Genomic DNA, 12,565 nt, shown 5'->3' with positions numbered 1-12,565 from the left:
ATTTCAGGACTATGCTCCAGAAAAGGCAATCCCAAAGAAGCCCTTGCGGCGCCCTGAAAGGTTGAACGGCCTAACAATAATAATGGGGGAAGGTCTATGAGTGAGCCTGTCATGGGTGTGGGTATCTGCCGCCCGCCGGCATTACGCAAATTCGCGTTGCTGGCTACAGCGCTCTCGCTGTTGGGCTGTGCCGTGCTGTCGGCACCTGTGCTGGCCGCTGCTGCGCCAGCATCCGACATTGTCTATTCCGTTGAATCTGCCAAAGCCAGCAAGAGTCTGATGCTCGACGTCGTGCACGCCGGCAAGCGTCTGGTGGCGGTCGGTGATCGCGGGCACATTTTGTATTCAGATGACCAGGGCGCGACCTGGACCCAAGCCAAGGTGCCGACGCGGCAACTGCTGACCTCGGTGTTTTTCGTCGACGACAAACACGGTTGGGCCGTCGGCCATGACGCGCAGATCCTCGCGAGCGAGGACGGCGGCGTCACCTGGACCAAGCAATTCGAAGATCTGAAACGCGAATCGCCGCTGCTCGACGTCTGGTTCCAGGACGTCAATAGCGGCTTTGCCGTGGGCGCTTACGGCGCGTTGCTGGCCACCACCGACGGCGGCAAAAATTGGGAAGACGCCAGCGATCGTCTGGACAACGAAGACCAGTACCACCTCAACGCCATCGCCGCGGTGAAGGATTCCGGGCTGTTCATCGTCGGCGAGCAGGGCAGCATGTTCCGCTCCGCCGACTGGGGCCAGACCTGGGAGAAGCTTGAAGGTCCCTATGAGGGCTCATTGTTTGGCGTGATCGGCACCGCTCAAGCCAATACGCTGCTGGCCTACGGGCTGCGGGGCAATCTGTTTCGCTCCACCGATTTCGGTACGACCTGGGAGCCGGTTGAGCTCAAGGCCGCTCGCGGTGCGCTGGAATTCGGTCTGTCCGGCGCGACGCTGCTCGACGACGGTTCCATCGTGATCGTCGGCAACGGTGGCTCGGTGATCCGCAGCAACGACAACGGCGAAACCTTCAGCGTGTTCAATCGTCCGGATCGCATTTCCGTTTCGGCAGTCACCGCAGCGGGGAACGGCAATCTGATTCTGGCAGGACAGGGTGGCGTTCGCGTCACTTCGCCAACCGGCGCCGGCGCAGAGAATGGAAAAAACGGGTCGTCCAAATGAGCCGGGCAAATAATAAGAAGGCGGGTCTATGACATCCTTGAGCAGTCATCATCAAGACAAGGCGACGTTTCTTGAACGCCTGATTTTCAACAACCGCCCGGCAGTGATCACCATCTGCCTGCTGGTGAGTATTTTCCTGTTCTGGCAGGCGACGCTGATCCGGCCGTCCACCAGTTTCGAAAAAATGATCCCGCTCGAACATCCGTTCATTCAAAAGATGATGGAGCACCGCAACGATCTGGCGAACCTGGGTAACACGGTGCGGATTTCCGTCGAAGCCACCGACGGCGACATTTTCTCCAAGGAGTACATGGAGACGCTGCGTCAGATCAACGACGAGGTGTTCTACATCTCCGGCGTCGACCGTTCCGGCCTCAAGTCGCTGTGGAGCCCGAGCGTACGCTGGACCGAAGTGACAGAGGAGGGCTTCGCCGGTGGTGAAGTTATTCCGCAGAGCTACAACGGTTCCCAGCAAAGCCTCGACCTGTTGCGCAACAACGTGCTCAAGTCTGGTCAGGTCGGGCGTCTGGTGGCCAACGACTTCAATTCGAGCATTGTCGATATCCCGCTGCTGGAGTCCTACCCGGACCCGCAGGACCAAGGCAAGTTGCTGGCGCTGGACTATCGCAAGTTCTCTCACGAACTCGAAGACAAGATCCGTAACAAATTCGAAGCCCAGAACCCCAACGTGCAGATCCACATCGTCGGTTTCGCCAAGAAAGTCGGCGACCTGATCGATGGGCTGGTCATGGTGGTGATGTTCTTCGGCGTCGCCTTCATCATCACGTTGATCCTGCTCTACTGGTTCACCAACTGCATGCGCAGCACCGTGGCGGTGTTGAGTACGACGCTGGTGGCGGTGGTCTGGCAGCTGGGCTTGATGCACTTCTTTGGTTTCGGGCTCGATCCCTACTCGATGCTGGTGCCGTTCCTGATCTTCGCCATTGGTATTTCCCACGGCGTGCAAAAGATCAACGGTATCGCCTTGCAGTCCAGTGAGGCAGACAACGCCTTGACCGCGGCGCGGCGCACGTTCCGTCAGCTGTTCCTGCCGGGGATGATTGCGATCCTCGCGGATGCGGTGGGTTTCATCACGCTGCTGATCATCGACATCGGCGTGATTCGTGAACTGGCCATCGGCGCGTCTATCGGCGTGGCGGTGATCGTGTTCACCAACCTGATCCTGCTGCCGGTGGCGATTTCCTACGTCGGCATCAGTAAACGCGCCGTCGAACGCAGCAAGAAAGACGCGCACCGCGAACACCCGTTCTGGCGCCTGCTGTCGAATTTTGCCAGCCCGAAAGTCGCGCCGGTGTCCATCGCGCTGGCCTTGCTGGCCTTTGGTGGCGGCCTCTGGTACAGCCAGAACCTGAAAATCGGCGACCTGGATCAGGGCGCTCCAGAGCTGCGTCCAGACTCGCGTTACAACAAGGACAACAACTTCATCATCAGCAACTACTCCACCAGTTCCGACGTGTTGGTGGTGATGGTCAAGACCAAGTCCGAAGGCTGCTCGCGCTACGAAGCCATGGCGCCGATCGACGAGCTGATGTGGAAGATGCAGAACACCGAGGGCGTGCAGTCGGCAATCTCGCTGGTGACCGTGTCCAAGCAGATGATCAAGGGCATGAACGAAGGCAACCTGAAATGGGAAACCCTGTCGCGTAACCCGGACGTGCTGAACAACTCGATCGCCCGGGCTGACGGCCTGTACAACAACAGTTGCTCCCTGGCGCCGGTGCTGGTGTTCCTCAACGACCACAAGGCCGCCACGCTGGATCGTGCCGTGCATGCGGTGCAGGACTTCGCCAAGGAGAACAACAAGGAAGGTCTGGAATTCATCCTCGCCGCCGGTAACGCCGGGATCGAGGCCGCCACCAACGAGGTGATCAAGGAATCCGAGCTGACCATCCTGATCCTGGTGTACATCTGCGTGGCGACCATGTGCATGATCACCTTCCGTTCCTGGGCGGCGACGTTGTGCATCGTCCTGCCGCTGGTCCTGACCTCGGTACTCGGTAACGCCCTGATGGCCTTCATGGGCATCGGCGTGAAAGTCGCGACCTTGCCTGTCGTGGCGCTCGGGGTGGGGATTGGCGTGGACTACGGGATCTACATCTACAGCCGCTTGGAAAGCTTCCTCCGTGCTGGTCTGCCGTTGCAAGAGGCGTACTACCAGACGCTGAAGTCCACCGGTAAAGCCGTGCTGTTCACCGGCCTGTGCCTGGCGATCGGCGTGTGCACCTGGATCTTCTCGGCCATCAAGTTCCAGGCCGACATGGGCCTGATGCTGACCTTCATGTTGCTCTGGAACATGTTTGGCGCACTGTGGCTGTTGCCAGCGCTGGCACGGTTCCTGATCAAACCGGAGAAACTGGCGGGGCAGAAGGGCAACTCGTTGTTCGCTCACTGAGCCCAGGCTGAAATAGAAAAGCCGCAACCATGGTTGCGGCTTTTTTATTCGAAGACCTTTTGACTTTGCTCTATGACAAATCGGTACCCAGCACCGCATTCAACGCACTACGCGCATCATCCAACTGCACCAGCGTCGCATGCCGCGCACCCAACGCATCACGATTCTCGATAGCCGTCAGAATTGCCTTGTGCCGGGGCAATGCCAGTTCATGCAGATTCGGTCGCTGGTTGGAATGCTTCAAGGCTTCGGCAATCGCCACCGACAGCATGTTGCACAGGTTCGCCAGCAAGTCGTTGTGTGTTGCATCGGCAATCCGGCTATGGAAATCCAGATCCGGTTGCAGCAGCGCTTCCGGCGTCGGCGCCGCTTCCATGCGTTGGTAGGCTTCACCGATGGAGGCGATGTCAGCGTCCGTGGCGAACTGCGCCGCGAGGGCGGCCGCTGCGGGCTCAATGATGCTGCGTACGCTGGTCAGCAAATCGAAGAATTCATTTTGCGGGCTGCTTTGCATCAGCCAATGCAGCACATCCGGATCGAGCATGTGCCATTCCTTGCGCTGCTTGACCACCGTGCCCACCCGCGGACGGGAATACACCAGACCCTTGGCGACCAATACCCGGGTGGCTTCGCGCAGGACTGGACGGCTGACCGCGTACTCCTCGCACAACAGCGCTTCGGCGGGCAGTTTGTCACACGGCTTGAAGCGTCCGGAAACGATCTGCATGCCCAGTTCCTGGACGATGCGCGAGTGCATGCTTTTGCGGTCGGAGGGTTTGCGGTAATCCATGGGGAACGGCGCGATCCTGGGCGATGGGGTGCCGCGCATGATAACAGGCGCGGCGAGGACGGTCGCCAGAGCAAGCACAGTCCTGAATCAGATGAAATTCATCTGTAGGAGCATGGGTGATCAGTGAGAGTGGCGGGGAACTTCAGAACCGCGGCAGCCGACCAGGAAGTCGAAATCGCAACCCTGATCCGCCTGCAGGACATGATCAATGTACAGCTGACGATAGCCACCCACGATCAACTGCTGCGGTGGCTGCAGATCAGCCATGCGCGCCGCCAGTTCGGCGTCGGGAATGTCCAGGTGCAGACGACCGTTGGCGCAGTCGAGTTCGATCCAGTCACCTTCCTTCACCGTCGCCAAAGGTCCGCCAGCGGCCGCTTCCGGGGCTACGTGCAGAACGACAGTGCCGTACGCCGTGCCGCTCATGCGCGCATCGGAAATGCGCACCATGTCCGTCACGCCTTGGGCCAGCAACTTGGCCGGCAAGCCCATGTTGCCGACTTCGGCCATGCCCGGATAACCCTTCGGACCGCAGTTTTTCATCACCAGAATCGAGTTGGCATCCACCTCCAGCTCCGGATCGTTGATCCGCGCCTTGTACATGTCGAAGTTCTCGAACACCACCGCACGCCCGCGATGTTGCATCAGTTCGGCGCTGGCGGCTGAAGGCTTGAGCACTGCACCGAGTGGCGCCAGGTTGCCGCGCAAAACACAGATGCCGCCGTCGGCACGGATCGGGTTGTCGAGGGTGCGGATCACTTCGTCCTGGCCATAGATCGGTGCGTCTTTAGTGTTCTCGCCGAGGGTCTTGCCGTTGACGGTCAGGGCGTTCGGATTCGGAATCAGGTTAGCTTCACCCAGACGACGCAGCACCGCTGGCAGGCCACCGGCGTAGTAGAACTCTTCCATCAGGAAACGCCCGGACGGTTGCAGGTCGACGATGGTCGGCATGCCGCGACCGATGCGGGTCCAGTCATCCAGATCCAGCTCGACACCGATGCGCCCGGCAATGGCTTTCAAATGGATCACGGCATTGGTCGAACCACCGATGGCGGCGTTCACCCGAATGGCGTTTTCGAAGGCTTCTTTGGTGAGGATTTTCGACAGCTTCAAATCTTCGCGAACCATCTCCACCGCGCGCATGCCGGACATGTGCGCCAGCACATAACGACGCGCATCGACCGCTGGAATCGCTGCGTTGTGGGGTAGGGAAGTGCCCAGTGCTTCAGCCATGCAGGCCATGGTCGACGCGGTGCCCATTGTGTTGCAGGTACCGGCCGAGCGGGACATGCCACCCTCGGCCGCAAGGAAATCGTCGATGGTAATCGTGCCGGCTTTCACCTGTTCACTGAGCTGCCAGACCACGGTGCCCGAGCCGATATCCTGGCCCTTGTGCTTACCGTTGAGCATCGGCCCGCCGGTGACGACAATGGTCGGCACGTCGCAACTGGCCGCACCCATCAACAACGCCGGGGTGGTTTTGTCGCAGCCGGTCAGCAGCACAACACCGTCAATCGGGTTGCCGCGAATCGCTTCTTCGACGTCCATGCTCGCCAGGTTGCGAGTGAGCATGGCGGTCGGACGCAGGTTCGACTCGCCGTTGGAGAACACCGGGAATTCCACGGGAAAGCCCCCAGCCTCGATCACCCCACGTTTGACGTGCTCCGCAATCTGGCGGAAATGCGCGTTGCACGGGGTCAGTTCCGACCAGGTGTTGCAGATGCCGATGATCGGCTTGCCGTGGAACTGGTGGTCGGCGATGCCCTGATTCTTCATCCAGCTGCGGTACATGAAGCCGTTCTTGTCGGCAGTGCCAAACCATTGGGCGGAGCGCAGGGTGGGTTTCTTATCAGACATAATCGGTTCTCTTATTGTATGACTATATTGTTCGGGATGAGGCGTAACATAAGCGCAAATTCGGCTGTTTGGAAGTGTTGTTGCGTAAATAGTATTACTATATAGTCCGTTTCAACGGAGGGATTGCCCTGGCGGTTTTCCGCGAGAGGCGTCTCCCGAGGTTCTATAACAACAACAATCGGAGACCGATCTCATGAGCCAGGAACTGCGGCTTATTCGTCGCATCACGCTGAAACTGATTCCCTTCCTGATCCTGCTGTACCTGATCGCCTATGTGGATCGTTCCGCCGTAGGCTTCGCCAAATTGCACATGGGCGCCGACCTCGGCATCGGTGACGCCGCTTACGGGCTGGGTGCAGGGCTGTTTTTCATTGGCTATTTCCTGCTGGAAATCCCCAGCAACCTGATGCTCGAACGCTTTGGCGCGCGGCGCTGGTTCGCGCGAATCATGATCACCTGGGGCGCCATCACCATCGGCATGGCCTTCGTCCAGGGGGCGCACAGTTTCTATGTGATGCGCTTTCTGCTCGGTGCGGCGGAAGCCGGGTTCTTCCCGGGCGTTCTCTACTACATCACCCAGTGGTTCCCGGTGCGCCATCGCGGCAAGATCCTCGGGCTATTCATCCTTTCCCAACCCATCGCCATGTTGATCACCGGCCCGGTGTCCGGCGGTCTGCTCGGCATGGACGGCATTCTTGGCCTGCATGGCTGGCAGTGGCTGTTCATCGTCATCGGCGCCCCGGCGATCCTGTTGACCTGGCCAGTGCTGCGTTGGCTACCGGACGGTCCGAAACAGGTGAAGTGGATGGACCAGGCCGAAAAGGACTGGCTGACCGGCGAACTGAAAAAGGACCTTGAGGAATACGGTCAGACCCGCCACGGCAATCCCTTGCACGCCCTTAAGGACAAACGTGTGTTGCTGCTGGCGCTGTTCTATCTGCCGGTGACCCTGAGCATCTACGGCCTGGGTTTGTGGCTGCCGACCCTGATCAAGCAGTTCGGTGGCACGGATCTGGTGACCGGTTTCGTGTCGTCGGTGCCGTACATCTTCGGGATCATCGGGTTGCTGATCATTCCGCGAAGTTCCGACCGCTTGAATGATCGCTACGGTCACTTGGCGGTGCTTTACGTGTTGGGTGCCATCGGCCTGTTCCTCAGCGCGTGGCTAACGGTGCCGGTGCTGCAACTGGCGGCGTTGTGCCTGGTGGCCTTCGCGCTGTTTTCCTGCACCGCGGTGTTCTGGACCTTGCCGGGCCGATTCTTTGCCGGCGCCAGTGCGGCGGCCGGGATCGCCTTGATCAACTCGGTGGGCAACCTCGGCGGCTACATCGGTCCGTTCGTGATCGGCGCGCTCAAGGAATACACCGGCAACCTGGCTTCGGGCCTGTATTTCCTTTCGGGTGTGATGGTGTTCGGGCTGGTGTTGACCGGTGTGGTCTATCGCCTGCTGGAACGCAAGCACGTACTGCCGGCCGACCAGTTCGCTGCCAGCGCCCGGGGCGCTACCCGTACCTGAATCTGAGGATTAACACCTAATCAACTATGGGAGCGAGCCTGCTCGCGATGATGGCCTGATATTCAACATTGATGTCGGACTGAATGGCCTCATCGCGAGCAGGCTCGCTCCCACATTGGGTTTGTGGCGTTTTCGAGTTTGTTCAAAGGAGAAAATCATGCGTTTAGTTCAGTTCGAATTGAGTAACGGCGAGCGCCGGGTGGGCGTGGTCGAAGACGGTCTGGTGCGCGAAGTGCAGGACGCGCGCACGGTTCGCGACCTGGCGTTGGCGGCGATCGAGGCGGGCGTCAATCTTGAGCAACAGGTGAGAAACCTGGGCCTGGGCATCAGCCATGACTATGCAGAGCTGTTGGCCAAACTGCGCATCCTGCCACCGCTGGATCACCCGGACCCGGCACACATGCTGGTCAGCGGTACGGGCCTGACCCATTTAGGTAGCGCGTCGGCACGGGACAAGATGCATCAGCAAGTCGGCGACGAAGCCGCGATGACCGACACCATGCGCATCTTCAAATGGGGCGTGGAGGGCGGCAAACCGACGGCGGGGCAGGCCGGCGTACAACCGGAATGGTTCTACAAGGGCGACGGCAGCATCGTCGTGCGTCCGGGCCAACCGTTCCCGCTGCCACCGTTCGCCGAAGACGCGGGGGAGGAGCCGGAGCTCAGCGGGCTCTACGTCATCGGCCACGACGGCAAACCGTATCGACTCGGTTTTGCCGTGGGCAATGAGTTCTCCGATCACGTAATGGAACGCAAAAATTACCTCTACCTGGCCCATTCCAAACTGCGCAGTTGCAGTTATGGCCCGGAACTTCGGGTCGGTGAACTGCCGGAGCACCTGGCAGGCACCAGCCGCATCCTGCGTCACGGTGAAGTGCTGTGGCAGAACGAGTTTCTCAGTGGTGAGGCCAACATGTGCCACAGCCTGGAAAACCTCGAGTACCACCATTTCAAGTACAGCCAGTTCCTCCGTCCGGGCGATGTGCACATTCACTTCTTCGGCACTGCGACCCTGTCCTTTGCCGACGGCATTCGCACCCAGCCGGGTGACGTGTTCGAGATCAGTCAGGCCGAGTTCGGTGCACCGTTGATCAACGGGATTGCACCGGTTGAAGCAGCGTTCGAGCCTGGCACCGTTGGCACCCTTTAAGGAGATAGGCATGACCCAGATTCTTGGTCACAACTACATCGGCGGTCAGCGCAGCGCTGCCGGCGAAATCATCGTCAAAAGCGTTGACGCCAATACGGGCGAAAACCTGCCTTACAGTTTCCACCAGGCCACCCTTGAAGAAGTCGATGCCGCCGCCAAGGCTGCCGCCGCGGCTTACCCAACCTATCGCAGCCTGAGCGCCGAACGTCGGGCGCAATTTCTCGATGCGATAGCCGATGAACTGGACGCGCTGGGCGATGACTTTGTTGCGCTGGTCTGCCGCGAAACCGCGCTGCCAGCGGCACGGATTCAAGGCGAGCGCGGTCGCACCAGCGGTCAGATGCGCCTGTTCGCCAAGGTGCTGCGTCGCGGTGATTACTACGGTGCGCGGATCGATCGGGCATTGCCCGAGCGCAAACCGTTGCCGCGTCCGGACTTGCGTCAGTACCGCATCGGCCTCGGGCCGGTCGCCGTGTTTGGTGCCAGTAACTTTCCGTTGGCGTTCTCTACGGCTGGCGGCGACACCGCGTCGGCGTTGGCCGCCGGTTGCCCGGTGGTGTTCAAGGCCCACAGCGGTCACATGGCCACAGCCGAACGGGTGGCCGACGCGATCATCCGCGCCGCAGAAAAAACCGGGATGCCGGCTGGCGTGTTCAACATGATCTACGGCGGTGGGGTCGGCGAAGCGCTGGTCAAGCATCCGGCGATTCAGGCGGTAGGCTTTACCGGTTCGTTGAAGGGCGGTCGTGCGTTGTGCGACATGGCTGCCGCGCGTCCACAACCGATCCCGGTGTTCGCCGAGATGTCGAGCATCAACCCGGTGATCGTGTTGCCACAGGCGCTGCAAGTTCGCGCCGAATCGGTCGCCCGCGACCTGACCGCTTCGGTGGTTCAGGGCTGCGGTCAGTTCTGCACCAATCCCGGTTTGGTGATCGGTATTCGTTCGCCGCAGTTCAGCGCGTTCGTGCAACAGGTGGCGAGCCTGATCGGCGATCAGCCGGCGCAAACGATGCTCAATGCCGGGACCTTGAGCAGCTATGGCCAAGGCCTGCAAAAACTCCTCGCTCATCCGGGAATCGAACAACTGGCCGGTCAGCCACAGCAGGGTAATCAGGCCCGGCCGCAACTGTTCAAGGCCGATGTCAGCCTGTTGATTAATGGCGATGAAGTGCTGCAGGAAGAGGTGTTCGGCCCGACCACGGTGTTTGTCGAAGTCGCCGATCAGGCGCAATTCAGCGCCGCATTGAACGGCCTGCACGGGCAGCTGACGGCGACGATCATTGGCGAGCCGGCAGACTTCGAGCAGTTCGCTGAGCTGACGCCGTTGCTGGAACAGAAGGTCGGACGGATCCTGCTCAACGGCTATCCGACTGGCGTGGAAGTCTGCGATTCGATGGTCCACGGCGGTCCGTATCCGGCAACTTCCGATGCGCGCGGCACGTCGGTGGGCACCTTGGCCATCGACCGTTTCCTGCGCCCGGTGTGTTTCCAGAACTACCCCGACAGCCTGCTGCCGGATGCCTTGAAGAATGGCAATCCGTTGCGTATTCAGCGATTAGTGGACGGCCAGCCATCCCGAGACGCCCTCTAACAGCAAACCGCAATCCCCTGTGGGAGCGAGCCTGCTCGCGAAGACGGAGTGTCAGTCGACATCATTTTGACTGATACATCGCCTTCGCGAGCAGGCTCGCTCCCACATTTGTTCTTTGTCGTTAGTGAGTTTTGTGCCGGGCGCGGGACCGCTGCCACATTGAGCTATCATTGCGTCTTTCCCATTCAAAGATTGACTGCCATGACTGCCGCAACCGACACCTTGCTCGCCACCCTCGAACACTGCGATATGGTGGAAATCGACGGGCTGCACGCCTTCGAATTCTCCCTCGATGAAGACGATAATCTGCACATCGAATGCTTGGATGGTCGTGTGTCCAAGCACTGGGAGTTCACCCCGGCCGAAGTCGAGGCCGCGACCTTCGATCCAACCCTGCAAAGCTGGCTGATCACCGGCAGTTCCGGTGAGCACCGGTTGGTGTGCATGACCGCGTTCCGCGGTGATGACGACGAGGAAGAAGTGAATGAGGATGCGTAAGCTCTGGCCACTGTTGATGGCCGGTAGCGTCGGCGCGATGGGTTTTCAGGTTGCCTCGGCCGAGGACTATCAGTTGCTGGTCGGTTCCTACACAGCTGGTCAGAGCCAGGGGATTTATCGCCTGAACTTCGACGCCGCCACTGGGCAGATCGACGCCAAACCACTGCAAGTGATCAAGAGCGAAAACCCATCCTGGCTGACCCTGTCCAAGGACCAGCGTCAGCTGTTCGTGGTCAACGAAAACGGCCCGGGACAGACCGATCCGGTAGGGCGCGTCAGCAGTTATGCGATCGATCCAAAGACCCATGAACTGAGCCTGATCAATCAGGTGCAGAGTCTGGGCAACGAGCCGACTCATTCGAGCCTCGGCTTTGAAGCCAGCCACTTGTTTGTCAGCAACTATTCGGTGGCTGAAGATCCGGGTGGCACGCTGGCAGTATTGCCGGTGGGCGCCGATGGCAAGCTCAAACCCGTGGTGCAAATGAGCAGCCATCCATCAAGCCGGGTCAATCCCGAGCGGCAGATGTCGGCGCACGTGCATTCAACGGTTTCGTCGCCGGACGGCAAGTATGTGTTCTCCAATGACTTGGGCGCTGACCAGATCTTTGCCTACCGCTTCGACCCGAAGGTCAACCCGGAACTGCCCTTGACCGCCGCTACACCGGCGTCCGTCCAGTTGCCACCCGGCAGCGGCCCGCGTCATCTGCTGTTCAGCGCCGATGGCAAGCACGCGTGGCTGACCATGGAAATGAGTGCGCAGGTTGCGGTGTTCGATTACAAGGACGGCCAACTCAAGCAAACGCAGATGGTCGAGTTGGCGACGGGGCAGCCCGTTTCGGACAAGGCAGCCGCTGCGCTTCACGCATCGCGCGATGGCAAGTTCCTCTACGTCAGCAACCGTGGCACCGCCAATCAGCTGCTGGTGTTTTCCATCGATCCTGCGAGCGGGCACCTCAAGGAGCTGCAGCGCCGTTCCGTTGAAGGTGATCATCCGCGCGAGTTCAGCCTCGATCCGAGTGGCAAGTTCTTGTTGATCGCTAACCAGAAAAGTAACCAGATTGTCGTCGTCGAACGCGATTCAAAGACAGGCCTGCTGGGTAAAACCGTGCAAAAACTGCCGATGAATGCCCCGAGCGACCTCAAGTTCCTGGTGCGTCAATAGGCCGCAGGCCCCGGTTGATGGGGCCTGCATCCTTCTATTAATGACGCTGATATCTGCTAATGCTACAAAAGATTTCAAGGCGCCAACCTCGAAGGTTAAGTTTGCTTCACGGCCCCACCGGGCAAGCAAGCCAACTGAATCCGAGGAACACCGCCATGAATTTCAATCTCTTCTCCGTAATCGCCGCTTCCGCTATCTCTGCCACCGTTGCGTTGCCAGCCAGCGCCAACGTTGAAATCAGCGACAAAAAATCCCACGCCCAAAGCTACACCCAGAAATACCTGCAACAGAGCGCAAACTTTTACGCGGCTCTGGATCACAAGACCCAAGCCTGAAATTTGAACCCTGCACCTTTTATGCAGGAGCGAAGTCACTTGCGCCGATCGAGCTGAAACGCTTCGAGAGACCTGAGTGATGT

10 protein-coding genes are annotated in these 12,565 nt (G+C 59.7%); 8 read left to right on the top strand and 2 right to left on the bottom strand.

Going from position 1 to position 12,565, the window contains the following annotated elements:
* Positions 1-96 precede the first annotated feature (96 nt).
* Together QFW87_RS14135 and QFW87_RS14130 are read left to right on the top strand one after the other, a co-directional pair.
* A complete protein-coding gene (locus QFW87_RS14135) occupies positions 97-1,170 on the top strand; it encodes a YCF48-related protein (RefSeq protein WP_283184337.1) in 1,074 nt (357 codons plus the stop codon).
* 28 nt (positions 1,171-1,198) lie between these two features.
* Complete coding sequence (locus tag QFW87_RS14130) at positions 1,199-3,583, top strand: RND family transporter (protein ID WP_283184338.1); 2,385 nt, start codon at positions 1,199-1,201, stop codon at positions 3,581-3,583.
* Between the two features lie 70 nt (positions 3,584-3,653).
* Here the strand turns inward: QFW87_RS14130 and QFW87_RS14125 are convergent, their stop codons facing one another.
* Entirely contained in the window at positions 3,654-4,373 is a 720-nt protein-coding gene (locus QFW87_RS14125) for a FadR/GntR family transcriptional regulator (protein ID WP_046049561.1), read from the bottom strand.
* A 120-nt stretch (positions 4,374-4,493) separates the two neighbouring features.
* Complete coding sequence (locus QFW87_RS14120) at positions 4,494-6,230, bottom strand: IlvD/Edd family dehydratase (protein WP_283190818.1); 1,737 nt, start codon at positions 6,228-6,230, stop codon at positions 4,494-4,496.
* A gap of 193 nt (positions 6,231-6,423) precedes the next feature.
* Between QFW87_RS14120 and QFW87_RS14115 the strand changes: the two genes are divergently transcribed.
* The 6 genes from QFW87_RS14115 to QFW87_RS14090 all read left to right on the top strand — a co-directional run bounded on the left by QFW87_RS14115 (position 6,424) and on the right by QFW87_RS14090 (position 12,482).
* Positions 6,424-7,746 (top strand): MFS transporter, encoded by a 1,323-nt coding sequence (locus tag QFW87_RS14115; protein WP_283190817.1) that lies wholly within the window; start codon positions 6,424-6,426, stop codon positions 7,744-7,746.
* 157 nt (positions 7,747-7,903) lie between these two features.
* Positions 7,904-8,896 (top strand): AraD1 family protein, encoded by a 993-nt coding sequence (gene araD1, locus QFW87_RS14110; RefSeq protein ID WP_283190816.1) that lies wholly within the window; start codon positions 7,904-7,906, stop codon positions 8,894-8,896.
* 10 nt (positions 8,897-8,906) lie between these two features.
* Positions 8,907-10,487: an aldehyde dehydrogenase (NADP(+)) gene (locus tag QFW87_RS14105; protein ID WP_283190815.1), complete on the top strand. Its 1,581-nt coding sequence runs from the start codon at positions 8,907-8,909 to the stop codon at positions 10,485-10,487.
* Between the two features lie 201 nt (positions 10,488-10,688).
* Positions 10,689-10,985 carry a DUF5629 family protein gene (locus QFW87_RS14100; protein WP_283184343.1) on the top strand — a complete coding sequence of 99 codons (297 nt, stop codon included), beginning with the start codon at positions 10,689-10,691 and terminating at the stop codon, positions 10,983-10,985.
* Positions 10,978-12,147 (top strand): lactonase family protein, encoded by a 1,170-nt coding sequence (locus QFW87_RS14095; protein ID WP_283190918.1) that lies wholly within the window; start codon positions 10,978-10,980, stop codon positions 12,145-12,147. Before QFW87_RS14100 ends, QFW87_RS14095 begins: the two co-directional genes overlap by 8 nt.
* Positions 12,148-12,302: 155 nt before the next feature.
* On the top strand, positions 12,303-12,482 hold the full coding sequence (locus QFW87_RS14090; RefSeq protein WP_008030101.1) for a hypothetical protein: 180 nt from the start codon (positions 12,303-12,305) through the stop codon (positions 12,480-12,482).
* Positions 12,483-12,565 lie beyond the last annotated feature (83 nt).

The sequence above is a fragment of the Pseudomonas sp. PMCC200344 genome, from assembly GCF_030053095.1.
In the GTDB taxonomy this organism is placed as follows: Bacteria; Pseudomonadota; Gammaproteobacteria; order Pseudomonadales; family Pseudomonadaceae; genus Aquipseudomonas; species Aquipseudomonas svalbardensis.
This window is presented reverse-complemented; position numbering and strand designations above follow the sequence as displayed.